The following is a 24,058-nucleotide window of genomic DNA, read 5'->3' as shown; positions in this document are numbered from 1 at the left end:
TATCAGCAGTTTTGGTGGTAAGATGCAGGTGGTGTACGGTCATTGTCCGGCTTTTCGATAACCGGCAGAGCGGTCAGCAGCAGGAATCCTGCCAACAGCGGCAGATAGTCCTGCAATTTGATCCGCAGTAGTTTAAGTGCTTTACCCATTTGATTTTCAACCGTCTTTACCGAAAGCTGAAGCGTCTGCGCAATTTCGTGATACTTCAATCCTTCGTAGCGGCTGAGCTGGAAAATCGTCCGGCATTGCTCGGGCAATTCGCTGAGCGCCTGGTGGATCTGCGCATCAAGCTGTCCTGCTTCGGCTTTGTCGGCTGCATTGTCGATACCTGTTTCCGCATGTTTAACCACATACAGGGCATGAGCCGCCCGCACTTTCTGGTGTTTCAGATAGTTCAGGCTGTCGTGATAAACCGTTTTATACAGATAAGCTTTGAGGGAAGTGTGAATCTCCAGCTGGCTTTTTTTCTCCCAAAGCCGGCAGAACATGTTCTGAACCAATTCCTCCGCCATGATCTCGTCCTGCACAATCGTAAGTGCATAGGCGTACAAACCCCTGAAATGTGTTTTGAATAATTGTTCAAAGGTCTCTGCACCGACTGGTGCAATGGAGCGAATAATGGCAGTATGGGTTGATTCCACGTTGGCGATCCTGTAAGGAGCCTCAAATATAGCTGCTGACAATCAAATAGGCTTTTTTTATGTGACAAGCGGAAAACCGCTTACCCCCATCCGGCCACAGGCTTTTTTTTCACCAGGGTGAAAAAACCGGCAACGAACGCGTCCCGGCGCGTATATTTGCAGCAAATCAGCTTTAGAAAGCAATTTTTGTATTAATTAATAACCTACAAAGGAATTAAGATGCCTGACAAGAATAATTTTTTTGCCAAATTTTCCTTCATCAGTAAGACCGCGCTGAAAGACGCCTTTGAAATGAATACCTGGACCGCAAGCAGAGCAGGCGGCGGTCATTACGATCTGAAGAATGCCTGGTCTGATCTCTATCTCGAAGGAGAAGAAAACAGTCCGATCATGACAGGCAATTTGAGCTGGGAAGCGGCCAACCTCCGTGTGCTGCACAATATTCTCGATCGCTTGCCCATGGGTTATAGCTACGAACTGTACGATGCGGAAGATAACCTGCTGCTTGAAAAAGACAGAAAGTACGAACCGGTTGAACCAGCCGAAGAGGAAGAAGAAACAGCCGCAGAATAATTACTGCGATGATAAATATAAAAACCGCCTTTTACGAGGCGGTTTTTATTTTTCCGGGCTTTCTTTTTTCCCGTAAGTATTTACTGCGGATAATATCCTGCACATTGATATTATTGATCTTGCTTTCCAGCCACGATATAATATCGAGATAAGCAAAGGCACGCGTCTCCAGCGGATTGCCCTCATATTTTCGCAGCTTGTTCAGTAATTTCTGAAATTCCGGTTTCAGTGCATGTGCGCCCACCTTGAACGAGCGCCGCATGAACGCAAACACTTCCTCCTCCACTTTACTGAGGTTTTCCATCTTTGCCATATACCGGTAAACAGATTTACTCAGGTATTCCAGCAAATCGAAATTACCCAGCTCGTAATGTGCAATCAGGTGCAGCAGGCGTGCATAACATTGCAGGTCCGTACGCAGGTCGTCTTTCTGATTAATGATACGGTTGAGGTAATCGATCGCCTTTTCATTGTGGCCGCTTCCGAAATACAGGCAGGCAATCTTGTAATAAAAAACCATCACCCGGTGCCGGTCGAGGAACAACCCATATTCGACCAGCATTTTTTCGAGGAAAGGCACATGCTGCAACCCTTTTTCAAAGGTTCCTTCCAGGAAATGCAGGTTGATACGCGCTGTATACAGGTATACGTACGTGAGGATACGGTTGTTGTCGTTCTCCTCTACCAGTTTGGTTTGTGCGAAATGTTTCAGTTCCCGGATACATTCAGTAAGCTTCACATGGTTGAGCAGATCGAAGTGCGCACTCATCAGGTTATGCATGCCCTTGATATAATTGGCCGTTTCCACTGCCAGCATATCCGGGTTGCGGGTAAACAAATCGACCCACTTCTGGCAATAGCGGTAATACTGTAAAAAGTCGAGACGGATAAACGCATACCAGGCATAACTCTGATACAGGTACAGCCGCTCGTAAAATCCTGCAGCGCCATCCGCTTCTGCGGGCAGGCTGGTATCGAAATACAGCCGGATACTCTTCAGGTCATTTTCATTCCGCGCATGCCCATGCTGAATATACCAGCTGTATAGCTGAAGCGAGAGATTGGACAAGCGGCTGACCAAAGACAAACGTTTGTTTATTTCGTCGGATTCTGCAGACAATTCATCTGCCCGGCCGCGAATACTGCGGGTGATATAAAGCGCTTCGATCTTTTTTTCAAAGAACAGGGCCTGCTGGAGATAAGTATACTGGTTATACTGCTTCGCCATGTCCTTGAATTTCTCGATGATCTTCAGGCTTTGGTGATAGAGTCCTTTGTTGTACAATATCCGGGCATAATCCATCTGTTCGTGCAGGCGGATATCGACATTGTCTTCGTCGCGGATGATGCGGAGACTGGAAAGTATCTGTTTGTAAAGGGCAGCTTTGATATTGGACAACTGTTGCTTGGTAATGGATTTATTACGCAGCAACGCTTTTTCGTCGTAGTCGCTGAGCTTGTCCATTGAATCGAACAGTTGTATGGTTTTCAAACTGTCGCTGGACGAGTTCCGCCTGACATAGAGCTTAAAATTGCGTTTTTCACTCTTCTCCAGCGACTTCACAAGCTGAAATAATGCGTCGGTAGAACGGTTGGGCATTGTAATTTTATTTCTTCAAAATCCTTTACAGTAAAGGGTTTCAGCGAATTTGGATTGCGTTCAACAGTGTAAAATCAGGCCAATTTTGGTTTCTGTCCGGCAGGCTTTAACGGTAATTTTATTAACCAGCGTTGCCATTCCTCATTTGCTCCTGCAAGATAGAATAAGCAGCCCTGAATTTTTCACCTTAATATACCAATTAATTATGGCAGACGGCAAAGTGTATATTTTTGATACCACACTCCGCGACGGCGAACAGGTACCTGGTTGCAAACTCAATACCAAAGAGAAGATCGAACTCGCCCTTGCCCTCGAAAGCCTGGGTGTAGATATTATTGAAGCCGGTTTCCCGATCTCCAGTCCCGGCGATTTCGAATCCGTGAACCAGATCGCCCGCGTGATGAAGGAAACAACCGTGTGTGGTCTTACACGTGCCGTACAAAAAGATATTGAAGTAGCGGCGGAAGCGCTGAAGCCCGCCCGCAGACCGCGCATTCATACCGGCATCGGCACCTCCGATTATCATATCAAAGCAAAGTTCAATTCTACCCGCGAAGAGATCATCGAACGCGCCGTACAGGCCGTGAAGTGGGCTAAGAATTTTGTAGATGATGTGGAGTTCTATGCAGAAGATGCCGGCCGTACCGACAACGATTATCTCGCACGCGTAATAGAAGCCGTGATCAAAGCCGGCGCTACGGTAGTAAATATCCCCGACACAACGGGTTATTGTCTTCCACATCAGTACGGCGAAAAGATCGCTTACCTGATCAACAATGTACCCAATATCGACAAGGCCATCATCAGTTGCCATTGCCACAATGACCTGGGCCTTGCCACTGCCAACTCCATTTCCGGCGTGTTGAACGGCGCACGCCAGATCGAATGCACCATCAACGGCCTTGGCGAACGCGCAGGCAATACTTCACTGGAAGAAGTAGTGATGATCCTTCGTCAACATGCCAACCTTGGATATTATACCGATGTCAATACACGTCAGTTGAATCCGCTGAGCCGCCTCGTATCCGATACCATGCGTATGCCGGTGCAGGCCAACAAAGCAATCGTGGGAAGCAATGCCTTCTCCCATTCATCCGGCATTCACCAGGACGGCTTCCTCAAAGATTCACAGACCTATGAGATTATTGCGCCTGAAGAAGTAGGCGCCGACGGTTCCAAAATCGTGTTGACTGCCCGCAGCGGCCGCAGCGCATTGGCACACCGTTTTCAGAAAATCGGCTATCAATATACCCGCAACGACATCGATGTGTTGTATGCCAACTTCCTGCAGATAGCAGATACCAAGAAAGAAGTGGAAGACACCGATCTGCATGCAATGGCCAAGGCCTACGAAGCGACTGCCGTAGCTAATTAAAAATTAAAAAGTCAAAATTCAAAAACAGATTTTGCGGAAAGACATTACGCAGTTTTTGGATTTTGACTTTTGAACGTTGACTTTTTTTGACTTTTGAATTTTGACTTTTGAATTATATGAAGACTTTATTTGAAAAGATTTGGGAGAAGCACGTGGTGCAGACCATCGAAGGAGGTCCTTCCATTCTTTATATAGACCGGCATTTCATCCACGAAGTAACCAGCCCCCAGGCTTTCAACGGACTCAACAAGAGAGGCATCAAAGTTTTCCGCCCCAACCAGGTGGTGGCCACGGCCGATCACAATGTGCCTACCCTCGATCAGCATCTTCCCATCAAGGAAGAACTTTCCCGTGTACAGGTAGACACGTTGAAAAAGAATTGTGCCGAACATGGCATTGAGTTATACGGACTCGGACATCCCTTCCAGGGCATCGTACACGTGATCGGTCCCGAACTCGGCATCACTCAACCCGGCATGACCATCGTTTGCGGCGACAGCCATACTTCCACACACGGCGCCTTCGGTTCCATCGCCTTTGGCATCGGCACCAGCGAAGTGGAAATGGTGCTGGCAACACAATGCCTGATGCAGAGCCGCCCAAAACTGATGCGCATCAACATCGACGGACAGTTGAACGATGGCGTTGTAAGCAAAGACATCGTACTTTATATTCTTGCACAGATCACCGCCAGCGGTGCCACAGGCTATGCTGTGGAGTTTGCCGGTTCCGCTATCCGCAGTCTTTCCATGGAAGCGCGCATGACCATCTGCAACATGAGCATCGAAATGGGTGCACGTTGCGGCATGATCGCACCGGACCAGACAACATTCGATTACATACAGGGACGCCGCTTTGCACCGCAGGGAGAAGATTGGGAAAAAAGCGTAGCCTACTGGCAAACACTTTTCAGCGATGAAGGAGCAGCCTTCGACACGGAGATCAATATCAAAGCCGAAGACATCGAACCGATGATTACTTACGGTACCAACCCCGGAATGGGTATTGGTGTCGGCGGACATATTCCCGGCCTCGGCGAAGTAGAGGAAAAAGAAAAACCTTCTTTTGAAAAATCACTTGCCTATATGGGCTTACAACCCGGCGCCGCCATCAAAGGCACCAAAGTCGATTATGTGTTCATCGGCAGTTGTACCAATTCACGCATCGAAGACTTACGTCTCGTAGCAGGTTTTGTAAACGGTAAACAAAAAGCGCCCGGCGTGGAAGTATGGATCGTACCCGGAAGCAAGCAGGTAGAGAAACAAGCCATCGAAGAAGGCATCGATAAAATATTCGAAGCGGCCGGTTTCATTTTGCGCCAGCCCGGCTGCAGCGCCTGCCTCGGTATGAATGAAGATAAAATTCCCGCGGGCAAATATTGCATCAGCACCAGCAACCGCAATTTCGAAGGAAGACAGGGACCCAATGCCCGCACTTTTCTCGCAAGCCCGTTGACCGCGGCCCTCGCAGCCATCACCGGGGAAGTAGGTGATGTACGCGAATACTGGAAAAACTAATTATATGCCCGCTATCGGATGGAATACTGACCTGTACGACAACAACCACGGCTTCGTGGCGCGCTACGGCGAAGACCTGATCAACTGGCTTCGTCCGGAAGAAGGCGAACGCATTCTCGATCTGGGTTGCGGCACCGGCTCATTGACCTCGCAGATCAGTCAGTACGGCGCACGTGTTACAGGTATCGATGCATCCGAAGACATGATCACCAAGGCAAAAGCAGGCTATCCCAAAATAGATTTCTTTACACAAGACGCCCGTTTTTTCTCCTTACCCGGAAACTTTGATGCCGTTTTTTCCAATGCCACGCTTCACTGGATACAGGAACAAGACCTCGTATTACAGTCGGTATATAAAAGCCTGCGTCCCGGTGGACGTTTTGTATTGGAAATGGGCGGTCAGGGAAATATCAAACACATTGAAGATGCGGTGAAACAAGCACTCATCGAAACAGGTTCGCAGGAACAACCTGCCGAGTCCTGGTTCTTTCCCTCTCCCGCCACTTACAGTGCTTTATTGGAAAAACACGGATTCACCGTACGCAGCCTCGCCTTCTTCGACCGCAAGACGCCGCTCGAAGGTGAAGAAGGAATGCAGAACTGGATCAACATGTTCGGATCATTTTTCTTCCGTAACACGCACCAGGTAACACGTGAAGCCGTTATCCGCCGCGCTGCCGAACAATTACGGCCGGTTTATTATCAAAACGGAACATGGTACGCAGACTACGTAAGACTGCGCATCATTGCCGTTAAAAATTAACAACACAACAATGAGCAAACAGATCAATACGATACAGTCCTCCGCGGTGCCCTTACAGATGGAAAACGTCGACACCGACCAGATCATACCCGCACGCTTTCTTAAAGCAACCAGCCGTGAAGGATTTGGAAAAAATCTCTTCCGTGACTGGCGTTATGAGCAGGATGACGAAACCCAACCCAAGCAGGATTTTGTTTTGAACAACCCCATTTACAGCGGACGTATTCTTGTTGCCGGAAAAAATTTCGGTTGCGGTTCTTCCCGTGAGCATGCTGCCTGGGCCATCAAAGACGCCGGCTTCGATGTGGTGGTGAGCAGTTTCTTTGCCGACATTTTCAAAAACAATGCACTCAATAACTTTCTCCTGCCCGTAACGGTGAGTGAAGAATATTTAAAAGAACTCTTCACCGCCATCGAAGCAGATCCCAATACGATCATCGAAGTAAATCTTCCTGAACAATTCATCAACATTGTATCGTCCGGAAAGAAAGCCTCTTTCGATATTAACAGTTATAAAAAAACCTGTTTGCTGAACGGTTACGACGATATCGATTACCTGCTCAGCATCCGCGAACAGATCGAAACATTCGAGCATAGTCATTCATGAAACCCGAAGCGATCATAGCATCCGATATACGCGTTGTACAGGCGGGCCGCACCATTCTCGACGGAATCAATTTCCGGTTGAATGCGGGCGATCACCTGGCCATTACCGGTAAAAGCGGTAGCGGTAAAACCTCACTTGCACGTGTAATGGCGGGGATGTTGTTCAGCCAGGGTAAGATCGAATACCAGCAGCCGGATCAATCCGCATCGATCCGCATTGCTTATATGCCACCATCGGAAACATGGAAAAACAACTCCAACGTTTCCGATTTTTATTATCAGCAACGTTTCAACAGTTGCGATGCGGAAGACGTGGAAACAGTGGAAGCCTCTCTCGGCAAAACTTGCAAAGACCAAACGGCCATCGATCATTGGCTGGAACAATTCCAGCTCGCCCATCGCCGCAACGCCCCGCTGATCCAACTTTCCAATGGCGAACAGAAAAAACTGCAACTGATCCGCCACCTGCTTCAACAACCTGACGTGCTGATCATCGATCAGGCGTTTACAGGTCTCGATACCGGTTCACGCGACACATTGCTGGAAGTATTGGAAAAGATCAGTGCCACCACCACACTCGTCATCATCACCGATCACCATATTCTCCCGTCATTCATTACGCAGGTCGCTGAGCTGAACGACGGACGTTTGCAACAGTGGACAACCAGCGAAAGCTATCAACCAACGACGGAAAACAAACATGTTTTTGCCACGCAGTTTCTGCCACTCACCGTTCATGCACACAGCGAAGAACCCGTGATCGATATGCAGGACGTAACCATCAAATATGGTGAAAAGAAACTGCTCCAACATATCAACTGGACCGTCCGCAATGGTGAAGGCTGGCTGATCCGCGGTCACAACGGCGCAGGCAAATCGACTTTGCTGAGTTTGATCACGGCCGACAATCCGCAAGCCTACTCCCAAAACATCACGCTGTTCGGACGCCGCAGAGGTTCGGGTGAAAGCATCTGGGATATCAAAAAACAAGTGGGATTTGTATCGCCTGAGCTGCATAAATTTTTCGATACCGGCATCACGGTTTACCAGGCCATTGGCTCCGGCTTTTTCGATGTAATGGGTTTGTACCGCCAACTCAGCCAAGAACAAAATGACGCCGTACTCCGCTGGATGCTGGTATTGGGATTGGAAGAAAAAGCCAATCAACCTTTATCGGCTCTACCGGCCGGCCAACAGCGTTGGGTATTGATTGCACGTGCCATGGTAAAACAACCGAAAGTACTGGCACTCGACGAACCCTGCCAGGGACTGGATGCCGCACAATCAGAAGCATTCCTCTCCCTGGTAACAAAATTGCATGCCGCTACCAATGTAACGCTGCTTTATATCAGTCATTTCGCAACCGAAGTGCCGGCCTCGGTCAACAACCTGCTAGAACTCGAAAACGGAACAATAAAAAAAATCACTGTACAACGAAAACAAGCCATCACCCAGTAATAACAAAAGAAATCAACTCCATGGAAAAGAATATAGCAATTATAGAAGGCGACGGAATAGGACCGGAAGTAACCAGGCAGGCTGTACGCGTATTGGATGCCATAGCCGAAACCTACAATCACCAATTCGACTACACTTACTGTCTCATGGGCGCAGATGCCATCGACAAAACAGGTAATCCTTTACCTGATGAAACGATAGAGGTCTGTCTTGCCAGCGACGCCATTTTATTCGGCGCCATCGGCCATCCCAAATATGACAATGATCCTACCGCCAAAGTGCGTCCCGAACAGGGACTGCTGCGCCTGCGAAAATCATTGCAGCTCTTCGCCAACCTGCGCCCGGTAACGACTTATCCGGCATTGCATCACCTCTCTCCCCTGAAGCAAAAAAATGTTGAAGGCGTCGACTTCGTGATCTACCGCGAACTGACCGGCGGAATATATTTTGGTAAAAAAGAATTGAATGCCGAAGGCACACAAGCTTCCGATGATTGCGTTTACGCTGCGGAGGAAATCAGCCGAATTGCACATCTCGCCTTCCAGGCTGCGCAGAAAAGAAGAAAGAAACTGACACTCGTCGATAAAGCGAACGTATTGGAAACTTCGCGTCTCTGGCGTAAAGTGGTGAAAGAGATCGCTGCCGGCTATGCAGACGTGGAACTGGATTTCCTGTTTGTAGATAACGCCGCAATGCAGATCATTCTCAATCCGAAACAATTTGATGTGATCCTGACGGAAAATATGTTTGGCGACATCATCAGTGATGAAGCCAGCGTAATCACCGGCTCACTCGGTCTGTTGCCCTCGGCTTCCATCGGTAATGGTTCCGCGTTGTTTGAACCGATTCACGGTTCCTATCCGCAGGCCGCCGGAAAAGACATTGCCAATCCGCTTGGCTCTATCCTCTCCGCCGCCATGTTGCTCGATCATTTCGGTTTGTCCGATGAAGCAGCCATCGTGCGCGAAGCGGTGAACTGGACACTGACGCATGGTTTCGTAACAAAAGATATCGATCCGGTTAATTTCTATTTCACTTCAACCCTCGGCGAACTGATCAGCGACTATGTAAGCGGCAGGATTCCGGGTTCGGTGAAAAGTGAAAACATCGAACTGAGAAAATCCACGATCATCTAAAACCCGCTGCCAGCAAGCATTAACGCTTGTTCGTTCGTTGGTTTTTTTTAGAAAAAAAACTTAGAAGTTCTTTTTTATAGCATGAAGGTTGTACATTTACCGTAACAACAATCCTTCATGCAATCACGCGGAATTAATATGAACACTGTCATCAATGCCATTATTATTGTGGTGGTGATTATTATTCCTGCAACGCACGGAGGTGGACTCAGTATATAAAGAATTCAAAAAAATACGAAGACCCGCCTCCAAAAGGCGGGTCTTTTTTTATACCCGTTTTTAATCAACATCTATGTATTACAACGAGCAAACGATCATCTATTTCAACGGAAGCTTTGTAAAAGCGGCAGAAGCAAAGACCGACCTCTACAGCCAGTCCCTGCATTATGGCTATGCTGTTTTTGAAGGCATCCGCTCTTATCCTGTTGCGGGTGGTACACGCCTGTTCAAAGGAGAAGAACATTACGACCGGCTTCGCCGGTCAGCGGAATACATGAAGATGCCGTTTGCCTACACCACGCAGCAACTCGTAGACCTGACGTATGAAACGCTTGCCCGCAACGGCTTTACGGATGCGTATGTACGCCCCATCGTGCTTTGCTCGCCCAACATGGCCTTATCGAAAGGCAGGGAATCTTTTCTCGCCATCGAAGCATGGGAATGGACCAATGGTTACATGAGTAACAAGATGCGTATCATGACCTCCTCCTATGCTCGTCCCAATCCGAAAGCTTTTCATGTAGAAGCCAAAGTGAGCGGACACTATGTAAACTCGATACTTGCCTGCCAGGAAGCGCGTGACAAAGGTTATGATGAAGCGCTGGTGCTCGACAGCGAAGGCTATGTGGCCGAAAGTTCCGGCGCCAATATCTTCTATGAAAACGATGGCGTATTGTATACGCCGCCATTGGGAAGTATTCTTCCGGGCATCACCCGCGCAACAGTGCTGGAGCTTTGCCAGGAGTTTAATATTCCCGTAGAAGAAAAATTATTTACACCGGAAGAAATGCGCGGCACCGATGCCGGCTTCTTCTGTGGCACGGCCGCCGAAATAGTAGCCCTCGCCTCCCTTGATGATGTGCCTTTCCGCCTCGACTGGGAAGAGTCATTAAGCGCGATGCTGCAGAAAGCGTACACGGCACGTGTGAGAGAACTTCCACACGTGCAATTTGAAAATTTGACGATTTGAAAATTAGATTGATCATTGACTTATTGACGATTCTCTCCCGAGGCTTCGGGATGACCATTCACGATTGAAGATTGACACTTTTGATTTTTGACTTTTGAATTAAAAAAAATGGCTGAATTAAACAAATACTCCAAAACCTTCACCCAGGACGAAACACAACCTGCCGCGCAAGCCATGCTCTATGGTATCGGTCTCACCGATGAAGACATGCAGAAAGCGCAGGTCGGCATTTGCAGCATGGGCTATGATGGCAATACCTGCAACATGCACCTCAACGATCTCGCACGTCACGTGAAGAAAGGTGTATGGGATTCCGAACTGGTCGGACTTATTTTCAATACCATCGGCGTGAGCGATGGCATGAGCAACGGTACCGACGGTATGCGCTATTCGCTCGTAAGCCGCGATATCATTGCCGATTCCATCGAAGCAATCTGCGGAGGACAGTATTACGATGGCTTGATCGCTATTCCGGGTTGCGACAAAAATATGCCCGGTTCCATTATGGCGATGGGCCGCCTCGACCGCCCTTCCATCATGGTGTATGGCGGCACCATTGCTCCCGGTCATTACAAGGGACAGGAACTGAACATCGTTTCTTCTTTTGAAGCACTGGGACAAAAGATCGCAGGCACTTTGAGTCCCGAAGATTTTAAGAATATCGTAAAACATACCTGTCCCGGTGCCGGCGCCTGCGGTGGTATGTACACCGCCAATACCATGGCCAGCGCCATCGAAGCACTGGGCATGAGCTTACCCTACTCTTCTTCCAACCCCGCTGTCAGCAAAGAGAAAGAAGAAGAATGCATTGAAGCCGGCAAGTACATCCGTATCCTGCTGGAAAAAGATATCAAACCTTCCGATATCATGACACGCAAAGCATTTGAAAATGCACTTCGCGTGATCGTTGTTCTCGGAGGAAGCACGAATGCCGTTTTACATTTCATCGCTATCGGTAAAAGCGTCGGCGTTGAAATAACACAGGACGATTTTCAGCGCATGAGCGACACAACACCTGTACTCGCCGATTTCAAACCGAGCGGTAAGTACCTGATGCAGGACCTTCATCAGCACGGTGGCACTCCTGCCGTAATGAAATACCTGCTCAACGAAGGTTTGCTGCACGGCGATTGTCTCACCGTTACCGGTAAAACCGTAGCGGAAAACCTCGCCGGTATTGAACCGCTCAACTTTGAAACCCAGGATATCGTTCGCCCGCTTTCCAATCCTGTTAAGGAAAAAGGACACCTGCAAATCCTTTACGGCAATCTCGCCGAAGGTGGCAGCGTGGCAAAAATTTCCGGTAAAGAAGGAGAACGTTTCGTTGGCCCGGCACGCGTATTCCAGGGCGAAAAGAAATTGATCGAAGGTATTCAGTCAGGCGTGATCAAACCCGGCGATGTGGTAGTGATTCAATACGAAGGTCCTAAAGGTGCACCAGGCATGCCTGAAATGCTGAAACCTACTTCTGCCATCATCGGTGCAGGTCTGGGTAAATCAGTAGCCCTGATCACCGACGGCCGCTTCAGCGGCGGCACACACGGTTTTGTGGTAGGACATATCACACCCGAAGCACACGAAGGCGGATTGATTGCATTGGTACAGGATGATGATATTATCGAAATCGATGCGGCTACCAACACAATCAATTTGAAAGTGCCGGATGAAGAAATAGCTCGCCGGCGTACCGCATGGAAACAACCGTCACTCAAAGTGAACAAAGGTGTTTTGTATAAATATGCTCTCTCCGTTAAAAATGCAGCAGCTGGTTGCGTAACAGACGAGTTGTAATGATCCCGTCCGAGAGGACAACAAAAAAGTCAGATTATGGAAACGTTAGCAAGTACAAAGGAAGCCCCGACAAACAGCACCGCTCAATCCGTATCCGGATCGGTTGCGGTATTGGAAGCATTGCTGGCTGAAAAGGTGGATACCATTTTTGGTTATCCCGGTGGTGCCATCATGCCGATCTATGATGCGCTGTATGATTACAATGAAAAGCTCCGTCATATACTGGTCCGCCACGAACAGGGGGCCATTCATGCCGCACAGGGTTATGCACGCGCCTCGGGCGATGTAGGAGTGGTGTTCGCCACAAGCGGACCCGGTGCCACCAACCTCGTAACAGGTCTTGCCGATGCACAGATCGATTCTACCCCCCTCGTATGTATCACGGGTCAGGTATTCGCACACCTGCTCGGCACCGATGCATTCCAGGAAACAGACGTGATCAATATCACCACACCGGTAACCAAGTGGAACTACCAGGTAACGGATGCCACGGAAATTCCTTCTGTATTGGCGAAAGCTTTTTATATCGCGCGCAGCGGCCGTCCCGGCCCGGTGTTGATCGACATTACCAAGAATGCACAGATGCAGTTGTTCGATTATACCGGTTACACGCCCTGCAATCATATCCGCAGCTACCGCCCCAAACCGATCGTGCGCAAAGAGTACATTGAAGAAGCGGCCAAATTGATCAATGCCGCGGAACGTCCTTTCGTTGTATTTGGTCAGGGTGTGATACTGGGAAAAGCAGAAAAAGAATTCCGCCAGTTTATTGAAAAAGCCGGCATTCCTTCTGCCTGGACCATCATGGGCATGAGCGCTATTCCTACCGATCATCCGCTGGGTGTTGGTATGCTGGGCATGCACGGCAACTACGGCCCCAACCTGCTCACTAATGAATGCGATGTGCTCATTGCCATAGGCATGCGTTTCGACGACCGTGTAACCGGTCGCCTCGACAAATATGCCAAGCAGGCCAAAGTGATTCATCTCGACATTGATCCCGCAGAGATCGATAAGAACGTGAAGGCAACAGTGCCTGTATGGGGCGACTGCAAAGAAACACTACCCGCACTCACCGAACTCATCGAACAAAAAGTATATCCGCAATGGCTGCAACGCTTTCGCGATTGCCGCGAAAAAGAAGAAGAGAAAGTCATCCGCGAAGAACTCAATCCATCCGGCGATGTGCTTACCATGGGTGAAGTGATCCGCGTACTGAACGAACTCACCGGCGGCGATGCCATCATTGTCACCGATGTAGGACAGCACCAGATGGTCGCCTGCCGTTATGCGCAATACAATAAGTCGAAAAGTAATATCACGAGTGGTGGGCTGGGTACAATGGGTTATGCATTACCCGCAGCCATCGGTGCGGCGTACGGAGATCCTTCGCGCACTACGGTTGCCATCATCGGCGATGGTGGTTTCCAGATGACTTTGCAGGAACTCGGTACCATCATGCAATTCAAACCTCATGTAAAAATTCTCATTCTCAATAACAGCTTCCTCGGCATGGTACGCCAATGGCAGCAGTTGTTTCATGAGAACCGTTATTCTTTCGTAAACATTACCAGCCCCGACTTTGTGCAGGTGGCGAAGGGATTTGGCATCTCCGGCAAAAGCATTTCGAAGAGAGAAGAAGTGAGAACGGCGTTGAAAGAAATGCTGGATCATCCCGGCAGTTTCCTGCTGGAAGTAATGACCGGAAAAGAAAACAATGTATTTCCGATGGTACCGCAGGGTCGCGGCGTAGCGGAAATCGTATTAACCAGAGAAGAAGTTTAAGCGAGAACATTTTAATACAAACAGTATGTCTAAAGCAGAATATACGATCACGGTTTATACGGAAAATCAGATCGGTTTGCTGAACCGTATCGCGATCATTTTTTCCAGGAGAAAGATCAATATCGACAGCCTGAATACTTCTCCTTCCGAAGTAGACAGCGTTCACCGGTTTACCATCGTGATCAATGAAACGGAAGAAGTGGTACGCAAACTCTGCCGCCAGATCGAAAAGCAGGTGGAAGTATTGAAAGCATATTACAACACAGCGGAAGAGATCGTATGGCAGGAACTGGCATTATACAAAGTACCGACCGAGGTCATACAGGCTGAAGTAAAAGTAGAACGCCTGCTCCGCCAATACGGCGCCAATGCCGTAGTAATCCGCAAAGACTACACCGTCTTTGAAGTAGCCGGCCACCGCGAAGAAACAGACCGCTTAATTAAGGTGCTTGAGCCTTACGGACTGATAGAATTTGTCCGCAGCGGACGGGTAGCCATTATTAAAGACAGTGAAGGCTTCCACGAAAAACTCAAAGAGTTTGAATACCGCGAACCCGGTGAAGACACCATCGAAAATGAATTCCTTGACCAAAACGAAAAAGTGTTCACCATGTGAGCACACTGCTATATATCAACATTTATAAATCATCTAAAAAACAACAATACCCATGGCAAAGTTAAATTTCGGCGGCGTTGAAGAAAACGTGGTAACCCGTGATGAATTCCCCCTGAGCAAAGCACAGGAGGTTTTAAAAAATGAAACCGTAGCCGTTATCGGTTATGGTGTACAGGGCCCCGGACAGGCGCTGAACCAGAAAGACAATGGCATCAACGTAATCGTTGGCCAGCGTAAGAATTCCAAGACCTGGGATAAGGCTATAGCTGACGGATTTGTTCCCGGCGAAACCCTGTTTGAGATCGAAGAAGCACTGCAGAGAGGCACCATCATTTGTTACCTGCTCAGCGATGCAGCGCAGATCGCACTGTGGCCTACTGTACAGAAGCACCTCACACCCGGCAAAGCCCTTTACTTCTCTCATGGCTTTGGCATTACGTTCAACGAACAAACCGGCATCGTTCCTCCAAAAGATGTGGACGTATTCCTCGTGGCACCTAAAGGAAGCGGTACTTCACTCCGCCGTATGTTCCTGCAGGGCCGTGGCCTCAACAGCTCTTATGCGATCTTCCAGGATGCAACCGGCAAAGCAAAAGAACGCGTGGTGGCACTGGGTATCGCAGTAGGAAGCGGTTACCTGTTTGAAACAGACTTCAAAAAAGAAGTATACAGTGATCTTACCGGCGAACGTGGTACACTCATGGGCGCCATCCAGGGCATCTTTGCCGCACAATACCAGGTGCTGCGTGATAAAGGACACTCTCCTTCCGAAGCATTCAACGAAACAGTGGAAGAGCTGACACAATCACTCATGCCGCTGGTTGCTGAAAATGGTATGGACTGGATGTATGCCAACTGCTCTACTACCGCCCAGCGTGGTGCGCTCGACTGGTGGAAAAAATTCCGCGATGCTACTGCTCCGGTATTCCGCGAATTGTATGAAAGCGTGGCAACCGGTAAAGAATCACAACGTTCTATTGACAGCAACAGCAAAACCGATTACCGCGAGAAGCTGGAAGAAGAATTGAAAGAACTGCGTGAAAGCGAAATGTGGCAGGCCGGCAGAACCGTTCGCAGCCTGCGTCCGGAGAACCAGCAGTCCGAAGCGCCAGCTACCGACGTTTCTACCAAAGAATTATTCCTGCAACAGACGAAGAAAACAGAATCTGTAGGATAAGTTGTCTGAAATAAACCGGGGCCGGTATATGGCCGGCCCTTTTTTTTGTCATCCCTCAACTGTTCACCATGTCAACCCTCCGGGAAGCTCCTACCTTTCAGTTCGCCGAAGCTGCAGCACGCCTGAAGGGTATTGCTACCCGCACACCGCTGCAACTCAACCTCAATCTTTCGCGCAAGTACCAATGCAATGTTTACCTGAAACGTGAAGACCTGCAGGTGGTGCGCTCTTATAAATTAAGAGGTGCTTACAACATGATGAGCAGTCTGCCGGAAGAACAACTGCAGCAGGGAGTGGTGTGTGCAAGTGCCGGCAATCATGCGCAGGGCTTTGCCTTCAGTTGCCGCAAACTGGGGGTGAAAGGTGTGGTGTTCATGCCGGTGATCACACCTAATCAAAAAATTCACCAGACACGCATGTTTGGTGAAAATTTTATCGAAGTAAAACTGGTCGGCGATACATTCGACGATTGTGCCGCGGCAGCTAAAGCTTTTACCGAAGAGCGGCAAATGACTTTCATTCCTCCTTTTGATGACATCCGCATCATTGAAGGCCAGGCAACGGTAGCTGCTGAAATGCTGGAAGACCTCTCTTCCATCGATTATGTATTTGTCCCTGTCGGTGGCGGAGGTCTCTGCGCCGGTGTGGGTACATACCTCAAAACTTTTTCTCCCGATACCAGGATCATTGGCCTCGAGCCCGAAGGTGCACCCTCCATGACAGCCGCACTAGCTGCAGGCCATCCGGTTGTACTCGATAAAATCGAACGTTTCGTTGACGGAGCGGCCGTTAAACGTATCGGTGACCTCACCTTCTCCATCTGCAAAGACGTACTCGACGATATGCGGCTGGTGCCTGAAGGAAAAATCTGCACCACCATTCTCCGTCTCTATAACGAAGACGCCATTGTGGTAGAACCCGCCGGTGCCATGTCCATCGCCGCGCTCGACGAATTTGCCGGTGAGATCAAAGGCAAAAACATTGTCTGCATCATCAGTGGCAGCAACAACGACATCGACCGCATGCAGGAGATCAAAGAACGCAGTCTTCAGTATGAAGGATTGAAACACTACTTCCTCATCAGCTTTGCACAACGCCCCGGTGCATTGAAAGAATTTGTCAACAAAGTGCTTGGCCCTACCGATGACATCACCCGGTTTGAATACATGCAAAAAACCAACAAGGAAAATGGTCCTGCATTGGTGGGCATTGAATTGCGCGCAAAAGCTGATTACGACACCCTGATCCGCAACCTCCACGAATCACAGATCCAGTATACTGAGCTCAACAAGGATGATACCTTGTTTGGTTACCTGGTCTGATTTGATAATTTGATGTGATTCTTTCCCGCTGCTATGCCGTTGCCTGTATCGATGGCTTATTAGTCTTGCCGCCGCTCGTATACGCATGCTCGTTGATGTTTACGCGCGCTTGTTGATGTTCACATCAACGGGAAGAAAAACGCCGTTGTTGGTGTCCACACCAACAACATCTAAACAAACGCTAATTAGTCTTTAAAATTTGTGGACAATAACAGCCATTTTATTGACTAATTTTCTTAATTTACGCTACTTGCTTGCCAGACGTATAGTCACTGCCATATTTTATTATAAATTTTCTAAAACAACTATTTGCCGATGGCTAGCACTACCGGTTTATACAACCCTGCGTTTGAGCACGATGCGTGCGGTATAGGATTCGTGGCCAATATCAAAGGCAACAAGAATCACCAGACGATTGCAGACGCACTCACCATCCTGGAAAATATGGAACACCGCGGTGCCTGTGGCTGCGAAGCCAACACGGGCGACGGCGCCGGCATCATGCTGCAGATACCCCACGAATTTTTTTTCGATGAATGTCTCAAACAGGGTGTGCCGCTTCCCCGCTTTCAACGCTATGGCGTAGGCATGATCTTCTTTCCGCGCGAGATCCGTTTGCGGGAAGAATGCCGCGAGATTTTTCTCCGTGCCGCCGAGAAGCTGCGGCTCGAGGTTTTATGCTGGAGAAAAGTTCCCGTTGACACGACAGATATCGGCGCTACGGCACTCAGCGTAGAACCAGAGATCGAACAGGTGTTCATCGCCTGTCCTGATCACATTACCAATCCCGATGAGTTCGAACGCAAATTGTTTGTACTGCGTAATTATGCTTCCCATATCATTGCCAATACCGTGCGTGAAGACGAAATCGGTTTTTATATCGCTTCGCTTTCTTATAAAACAATTGTCTATAAAGGCCAGCTCACCAGCAACCAGGTACGCCGCTATTTCAGTGACCTTACCAACAAACGCGTGGTAAGCGCGTTCGGTCTGGTTCACTCACGTTTTGCCACCAATACATTTCCTTCCTGGAAACTCGCACAACCGTTTCGTTACATCGCACACAACGGTGAGATCAACACCTTGCAAGGCAACCTCAATTGGTTAAAAACAAGTGAGCCCGGTTTTGAAACACCGTATTTCACCGACGAAGAAATGGACATGTTGTTGCCCATCGTCACCAATAACCAGAGCGACTCTGCCTGTCTCGACAATATGATCGAATTGCTGACACTGACAGGCCGTTCCCTGCCGCATGTGATGATGATGCTGATACCCGAAGCATGGGACGGTAACGCGGAAATGGATGCGGCAAAAACCGCCTTCTATGAGTTTCATGCCTGCCTGATGGAACCCTGGGATGGTCCCGCTTCCATCTCTTTTACCGATGGAAAAGTAATCGGCGCCACGCTCGATCGCAATGGTTTGCGTCCTTCACGGTATTGCGTAACCACGGATGACCGCGTGATCATGGCATCGGAAACGGGTGCGTTACCGGTGGATCAACGGCTCATCAAAGAGAAAGGACGCCTGCAACCCGGAAAGATGTTTGTGGTAGACATGGAACAAGGCCGCATCATCAGTGATGAAGAAGTAAAGCAACAAATCTGCAATCAGAAGCCTTATGCCGAATGGTTGAATAAATACAAGATTCGCCTCAATGAATTACCTGCACCGCGCGTGATGTTCACCCATCTCGAACACGACCAGGTTTTCAAATACCAGAAAGCATTTGGTTACTCAACCGAAGATCTTGAAACGCTGATCGCCCCGATGGCCCTCGAAGGCAAAGAACCTATCGGCTCCATGGGAAGCGATACCCCACTCGCGATCCTCAGCGATCAACCGCAACACCTTTCTTCTTATTTTAAACAACTGTTTGCCCAGGTTACCAACCCGCCGATCGACCCTATCCGTGAACGCATGGTAATGTCTTTGGCAACATTCGTAGGCAACAACGGCAGTCTGCTCGTCGAAGATGAACTGGACTGCCACGTTGTAGCCCTCAAACAACCCGTACTCAACAACCTCGAACTCGAAACATTGCGAAGCATCGACACCGGTGTTTTCCAGTCAAAGACATTGCAGTGTTATTTCCGTGCCGATGGCAAACCCGGTTCATTAAAGTCTGCATTGGATCGTCTCTGCCGTTATGCAGAAGATTCCGTACACGATGGGTTTGAAGTTCTGATCCTGCAAGATCGCGCAATCGACAGTGATCACGCGCCTATTCCTTCCCTGCTGGCAACGGCGGCTGTGCATCACCATCTTATCCGCAAAGGCATGCGCGGACAGGTAGGCATTGTAGTAGAAGCGGGCGACGTATGGGAAGTGCATCACTTCGCCTGCCTGCTCGGATTCGGCGCCACCGCCATCAACCCCTATCTCGCGCTTTCGTCTATCCGGGACATGAAAGAAACCCGCAAGATCGAAACGTCGCTTACAGAAGACGAATTGAAAAAAAATTATGTAAAAGCTGTTAACGATGGCTTGCTGAAAGTATTCTCGAAAATGGGTATCAGCACGCTGCAATCTTACCAGGGCGCGCAGATATTTGAGATCATCGGCATTAACAGCGAAGTGGTTAAAACATATTTCACCGGAGCTACTTCACGCATACAGGGCATGGGCCTCGATGAAATTGCGCGTGAAGCATTGGCAAAACATTATTTCGCCTTCAGCAAAAAGGAAATTCCGGTCGACCGTCTGCCTGTTGGAGGGGTGTACCAGTGGAAAAGAAAAGGAGAAGAGCACCTCTTCAATCCGCAGACCATTCACCTGTTGCAACACAGCACCAGACTGAATGATTATACTGCCTTCAAAAAATATGCGAAGCTGATCAATGAGCAAAATGAAAAAGCCATTACGCTTCGCAGCCTGCTCGACTTCAAACGCGACCGGCCTTCGGTTCCGTTGGAAGAAGTGGAATCTGCAGAGAACATTTACAAACGTTTTGCAACAGGAGCGATGAGCTTCGGCTCCATCAGTTGGGAAGCTCATACCACACTCGCCATTGCCATGAATCGTTTGGGCGGCAAAAGCAATACCGGTGAAGGTGGAGAGGATGAACAACGGTATGACAAAATGGAGAATGGCGATTCCATGCGCAGTGCCATCAAACAGGTAGCGAGCGCACGCTTTGGCGTAACAAGTCTTTACCTCACCGAAGCGGATGAATTGCAGATCAAAATGGCACAAGGTGCCAAGCCCGGAGAAGGCGGACAATTGCCCGGACACAAAGTAGACGACTGGATCGGCAAGACACGTCACTCGACGCCGGGCGTGGGATTAATCTCCCCTCCTCCGCACCACGATATCTATTCCATTGAAGATCTTGCCCAGCTCATCTTCGATCTGAAAAATGCCAACCGCAAAGCGCGCATCAATGTGAAACTCGTAAGCAAAGCCGGCGTGGGCACCATCGCCGCAGGCGTCACAAAAGCAAAAGCAGATGTGGTGCTCATTGCAGGTTTCGATGGCGGCACCGGCGCCTCGCCTGTCAGTTCCATCAAGCACGCGGGACTACCGTGGGAACTTGGCCTGGCAGAAACACATCAGACCCTGGTAAAAAATAAACTGCGCAGTCGTGTAACAGTACAAGCCGACGGACAAATCCGCACGGGCCGTGATATTGTGATTGCCGCATTGCTGGGTGCGGAAGAATGGGGTGTGGCAACGGCCGCGTTGGTGGTGGAAGGATGCATCATGATGCGCAAATGTCACCTCAACACATGCCCGGTAGGCGTGGCCACACAAGATCCGGAACTGCGCAAACGCTTCAGCGGCGATCCGGAGCATGTGGTGAACTTCTTCCGTTTCCTTACACAAGACCTGCGCGAACTGATGGCAGAGCTAGGTTTCCGCACCATCAATGAAATGATCGGCCAGGTAGATGCACTGAAAGTACGCGATAATATTTCGCATTGGAAATACGGCAAACTCGACCTTTCTCCGTTGTTGTATAAAGAACCCGCGAATGAATACGTAGGACTTTACAAACAGGAAGAACAAGATCACGGACTAACGGAAATCCTTGACTGGAAATTGCTCGAAGCCGCGAAACCGGCGCTCGAACAGCATGAAAAAGTAAAAGCTTCCTTCAATATCATCAATACGGATCGCGCGGCGGGAACATTACTTTCCAACGAAATCACAAAAAAATTCCGCGCAGCAGGATTACCCGAAGACACGATTCATTTCAAACTGACGGGAACGGCTGGTCAGAGTTTTGCCGCATTCAATACGCACGGTGTGACGTTGGAACTCGAAGGCGATGCGAATGACTACTTCGGTAAAGGACTCAGCGGTGCGAAACTGATCATTTATCCCGACAAGCAAGCCAGTTTTGTACCGGAAGAAAACATCATCATTGGCAATGTAGCTTTCTACGGAGCCACATCAGGCGAAGCCTATATCCGCGGCAAGGCCGGTGAACGTTTTGCCGTCCGCAACTCGGGTGCACGTGTGGTAGTGGAAGGCATCGGCGATCACGGTTGTGAATACATGACCGGAGGTATTGCCGTCATACTCGGTGATACGGGACGCAACTTCGCAGCGGGTATGAGCGGCGGTATCGCTTATGTATACGATGTAAAAGGGAAATTTGCCGGCAACTGTAACCCTGAAATGATCGACCTCGATCCGCTGGACGAAGAAGATGCCTGCACGCTTAAATACATGATCAATCGTCATCATGAATATACAGGTAGTACGGTTGCGCGTTTCCTGCTGAATGATTTTGAAAATCAGCTATCACATTTCATCAAAGTATTTCCGAAGGATTACAAAAAAGTGGTGCTGGCCGGTAAGGTTGGACAAACTATTAACATCCCGACGAAATAATGACGGGTACTTTATTTCTCAACAACTGATGTCAACGCAATATGGGTAAAATAACAGGATTTCTGGAATTCACACGGGAGATGCCCGGCAAGAAGCCCGTGGCGGACCGCCTGAAACATTATAACGAGTTTGTAGAAAGGTACAGTGAAAGCAAACTCAATGAACAGTCGGCACGTTGCATGGACTGCGGCGTACCCTTTTGTCACAGCGGCTGTCCGCTGGGCAATGTCATCCCTGAATTCAACGATGCCGTTTTCCGTAAGAATTATGAAGAGGCTTACAGCATTCTTGCTTCTACGAATAACTTTCCCGAATTCACCGGACGCATTTGTCCTGCCCCTTGTGAGAGTGCCTGTGTGTTAGGTATCAACCAGCCGCCTGTAGCGATCGAGGAAATAGAAAAACACATCATTGAAATTGCCTTTGAAAAAGGCTTTGTAAAGCCGCGTCGTCCGCTGGTGCGCACCGGCAAAAAAGTAGCGGTGGTGGGCAGTGGTCCGGCAGGTCTTGCTGCCGCTGCGCAACTCAACTACGCAGGTCACCTGGTAACGGTATTCGAACGGGACGATGCGCCGGGTGGTTTGCTGCGCTATGGCATTCCTGATTTCAAATTAGAAAAATGGGTGGTCGATCGCCGCATCTCTTTACTGGAAGAAGAAGGTGTAATCTTCCGTTGCCTCGCACATGTGGGCGTGAATATCAACATCAATGATCTGCTTCGGGAATACAATGCCATCGTACTGGCGAGTGGAAGCACAGCGCCGCGCGATCTGGCTATACCTGGCCGTGCATTAAACGGCGTTCATTTTGCGATGGACTTCCTGAAGCAGAACAATAAAAGAGTAGCCGGAAAAAATCCATTGATCAATTCGGCGATCGAAAGTAATATTCTTACAGAAGAAGTACTGGCTACCGGAAAAAATGTGATCGTAATTGGTGGTGGTGATACAGGAAGTGATTGCGTAGGGACGAGTAACCGGCACGGTGCCGCGTCAGTAACGCAATTTGAGCTGATGCCCAAACCACCTGAGACCAGAACGCAACACATGCCCTGGCCAAGCTACCCGATGTTGCTGAAAACAACCACTTCACACGAAGAAGGTGCGCAACGTCATTGGGCCGTTGCTACCAAAGAATTTATCGGTGATGAAAACGGCAACCTCAAAGCCTTGAAAGTGGTGGACCTGGAATGGACGGCTTCAGCAGATGGTCGTCCGGCGCAATTCTCCGAAGTAAAAGGAAGCGAGAGAGAAATGCCTTGTGAACTGGCCTTGCTGGCGATGGGTTTTGTTCATCCGCAGCAAACGGGAATGATTACCGAATTATCATTGGAAACGGATGCGCGCGGTAATGTGAAAGCAAGTGAAAAAGACTACAAAACGAGTATCTCTAAAATATTCAGCGCGGGTGATATGCGTCGCGGTCAGAGCCTGGTGGTATGGGCGATCAGCGAAGGCCGTGAGTGCGCACGCAAAGTGGATGAGTTCCTGATGGGCGCATCTATCCTGGAAGCGAAGGAAGATTCCATTTTGCAGGCCTTTGCGTGAGGATAACAGCCATTGTACGTAATAGGTTGTAAGCAGTAAGTCCATGGTTCGTGTGTACACCATAACTGTGCGGAAGATTTTACAACCTGTCAATCAGCCGTTACGCCACCGTTGGTCTCC

General features: G+C 49.1%; 17 protein-coding genes. 15 read left to right on the top strand and 2 right to left on the bottom strand.

Annotation, left to right across the window (positions count from 1 at the left end):
* Nucleotides 1-2: 2 nt before the first annotated feature.
* Nucleotides 3-683, bottom strand: coding sequence for an RNA polymerase sigma-70 factor (locus tag H608_RS22640; RefSeq protein WP_071836965.1), 681 nt, complete (start codon nt 681-683; stop codon nt 3-5).
* Nucleotides 684-860: 177 nt separating this feature from the next.
* Here H608_RS22640 and H608_RS0115905 point away from each other — a divergent pair, with 177 nt between their 5' ends.
* Nucleotides 861-1,214, top strand: a complete 354-nt coding sequence (locus tag H608_RS0115905; protein ID WP_028788547.1) for a hypothetical protein — start codon at nt 861-863, stop codon at nt 1,212-1,214.
* A gap of 31 nt (nt 1,215-1,245) precedes the next feature.
* Here H608_RS0115905 and H608_RS0115900 read toward each other — a convergent pair whose 3' ends face one another.
* Nucleotides 1,246-2,814: a vWA domain-containing protein gene (locus tag H608_RS0115900; RefSeq protein WP_028788546.1), complete on the bottom strand. Its 1,569-nt coding sequence runs from the start codon at nt 2,812-2,814 to the stop codon at nt 1,246-1,248.
* Between the two features lie 205 nt (nt 2,815-3,019).
* Here H608_RS0115900 and H608_RS22635 point away from each other — a divergent pair, with 205 nt between their 5' ends.
* From H608_RS22635 to H608_RS0115830, 14 genes are all read left to right on the top strand, one after another.
* Nucleotides 3,020-4,189, top strand: a complete 1,170-nt coding sequence (locus H608_RS22635) for a 2-isopropylmalate synthase (protein ID WP_038008799.1) — start codon at nt 3,020-3,022, stop codon at nt 4,187-4,189.
* Between the two features lie 116 nt (nt 4,190-4,305).
* Nucleotides 4,306-5,706, top strand: a complete 1,401-nt coding sequence (leuC, locus tag H608_RS0115890; RefSeq protein WP_038008691.1) for a 3-isopropylmalate dehydratase large subunit — start codon at nt 4,306-4,308, stop codon at nt 5,704-5,706.
* A gap of 4 nt (nt 5,707-5,710) precedes the next feature.
* Complete coding sequence (locus tag H608_RS0115885; protein ID WP_028788544.1) at nt 5,711-6,469, top strand: class I SAM-dependent methyltransferase; 759 nt, start codon at nt 5,711-5,713, stop codon at nt 6,467-6,469.
* A 10-nt stretch (nt 6,470-6,479) separates the two neighbouring features.
* Nucleotides 6,480-7,076 (top strand): 3-isopropylmalate dehydratase small subunit, encoded by a 597-nt coding sequence (gene leuD, locus H608_RS0115880; RefSeq protein ID WP_038008689.1) that lies wholly within the window; start codon nt 6,480-6,482, stop codon nt 7,074-7,076.
* The gene (locus H608_RS0115875) at nt 7,073-8,533 is read left to right on the top strand and encodes an ATP-binding cassette domain-containing protein (protein WP_038008687.1); all 1,461 of its coding nucleotides are present in this window, start codon (nt 7,073-7,075) and stop codon (nt 8,531-8,533) included. Before leuD ends, H608_RS0115875 begins: the two co-directional genes overlap by 4 nt.
* Before the next feature lie 20 nt (nt 8,534-8,553).
* Complete coding sequence (leuB, locus tag H608_RS0115870; protein WP_028788541.1) at nt 8,554-9,669, top strand: 3-isopropylmalate dehydrogenase; 1,116 nt, start codon at nt 8,554-8,556, stop codon at nt 9,667-9,669.
* 292 nt (nt 9,670-9,961) lie between these two features.
* Nucleotides 9,962-10,858, top strand: coding sequence for a branched-chain-amino-acid transaminase (gene ilvE / locus H608_RS0115865; protein ID WP_028788540.1), 897 nt, complete (start codon nt 9,962-9,964; stop codon nt 10,856-10,858).
* 108 nt (nt 10,859-10,966) lie between these two features.
* Nucleotides 10,967-12,649: a dihydroxy-acid dehydratase gene (gene ilvD, locus H608_RS0115860; RefSeq protein ID WP_028788539.1), complete on the top strand. Its 1,683-nt coding sequence runs from the start codon at nt 10,967-10,969 to the stop codon at nt 12,647-12,649.
* Between the two features lie 36 nt (nt 12,650-12,685).
* Nucleotides 12,686-14,434, top strand: coding sequence for a biosynthetic-type acetolactate synthase large subunit (gene ilvB / locus H608_RS0115855; RefSeq protein ID WP_028788538.1), 1,749 nt, complete (start codon nt 12,686-12,688; stop codon nt 14,432-14,434).
* Nucleotides 14,435-14,459: 25 nt separating this feature from the next.
* Entirely contained in the window at nt 14,460-15,050 is a 591-nt protein-coding gene (gene ilvN / locus H608_RS0115850) for an acetolactate synthase small subunit (RefSeq protein WP_028788537.1), read from the top strand.
* A 52-nt stretch (nt 15,051-15,102) separates the two neighbouring features.
* Nucleotides 15,103-16,227 (top strand): ketol-acid reductoisomerase, encoded by a 1,125-nt coding sequence (gene ilvC, locus H608_RS22630; RefSeq protein WP_051268379.1) that lies wholly within the window; start codon nt 15,103-15,105, stop codon nt 16,225-16,227.
* A gap of 68 nt (nt 16,228-16,295) precedes the next feature.
* Complete coding sequence (gene ilvA, locus H608_RS0115840) at nt 16,296-17,549, top strand: threonine ammonia-lyase (protein ID WP_028788536.1); 1,254 nt, start codon at nt 16,296-16,298, stop codon at nt 17,547-17,549.
* A 315-nt stretch (nt 17,550-17,864) separates the two neighbouring features.
* Complete coding sequence (gene gltB, locus H608_RS0115835; RefSeq protein WP_028788535.1) at nt 17,865-22,391, top strand: glutamate synthase large subunit; 4,527 nt, start codon at nt 17,865-17,867, stop codon at nt 22,389-22,391.
* Nucleotides 22,392-22,432: 41 nt separating this feature from the next.
* The gene (locus H608_RS0115830) at nt 22,433-23,938 is read left to right on the top strand and encodes a glutamate synthase subunit beta (protein WP_028788534.1); all 1,506 of its coding nucleotides are present in this window, start codon (nt 22,433-22,435) and stop codon (nt 23,936-23,938) included.
* The last annotated feature ends 120 nt before the right edge of the window (nt 23,939-24,058 follow it).

Source organism: Terrimonas ferruginea DSM 30193 (assembly GCF_000425585.1).
GTDB classification, from domain to species: Bacteria; Bacteroidota; Bacteroidia; order Chitinophagales; family Chitinophagaceae; genus Terrimonas; species Terrimonas ferruginea.
Note: the sequence above shows the minus strand (reverse complement) of the source record. Positions and strands in the feature narration are given on the sequence as shown.

Coding starts and splice junctions, on each gene's coding strand:
- H608_RS0115905 (WP_028788547.1), top strand. CDS start 861: ATGCCTGACAAGAATAATTTTTTTGCCAAATTTTCCTTCATCAGTAAG.
- H608_RS0115900 (WP_028788546.1), bottom strand. CDS start 2,814: ATGCCCAACCGTTCTACCGACGCATTATTTCAGCTTGTGAAGTCGCTG.
- H608_RS22635 (WP_038008799.1), top strand. CDS start 3,020: ATGGCAGACGGCAAAGTGTATATTTTTGATACCACACTCCGCGACGGC.
- leuC (WP_038008691.1), top strand. CDS start 4,306: ATGAAGACTTTATTTGAAAAGATTTGGGAGAAGCACGTGGTGCAGACC.
- H608_RS0115885 (WP_028788544.1), top strand. CDS start 5,711: ATGCCCGCTATCGGATGGAATACTGACCTGTACGACAACAACCACGGC.
- leuD (WP_038008689.1), top strand. CDS start 6,480: ATGAGCAAACAGATCAATACGATACAGTCCTCCGCGGTGCCCTTACAG.
- H608_RS0115875 (WP_038008687.1), top strand. CDS start 7,073: ATGAAACCCGAAGCGATCATAGCATCCGATATACGCGTTGTACAGGCG.
- leuB (WP_028788541.1), top strand. CDS start 8,554: ATGGAAAAGAATATAGCAATTATAGAAGGCGACGGAATAGGACCGGAA.
- ilvE (WP_028788540.1), top strand. CDS start 9,962: ATGTATTACAACGAGCAAACGATCATCTATTTCAACGGAAGCTTTGTA.
- ilvD (WP_028788539.1), top strand. CDS start 10,967: ATGGCTGAATTAAACAAATACTCCAAAACCTTCACCCAGGACGAAACA.
- ilvB (WP_028788538.1), top strand. CDS start 12,686: ATGGAAACGTTAGCAAGTACAAAGGAAGCCCCGACAAACAGCACCGCT.
- ilvN (WP_028788537.1), top strand. CDS start 14,460: ATGTCTAAAGCAGAATATACGATCACGGTTTATACGGAAAATCAGATC.
- ilvC (WP_051268379.1), top strand. CDS start 15,103: ATGGCAAAGTTAAATTTCGGCGGCGTTGAAGAAAACGTGGTAACCCGT.
- ilvA (WP_028788536.1), top strand. CDS start 16,296: ATGTCAACCCTCCGGGAAGCTCCTACCTTTCAGTTCGCCGAAGCTGCA.
- gltB (WP_028788535.1), top strand. CDS start 17,865: ATGGCTAGCACTACCGGTTTATACAACCCTGCGTTTGAGCACGATGCG.
- H608_RS0115830 (WP_028788534.1), top strand. CDS start 22,433: ATGGGTAAAATAACAGGATTTCTGGAATTCACACGGGAGATGCCCGGC.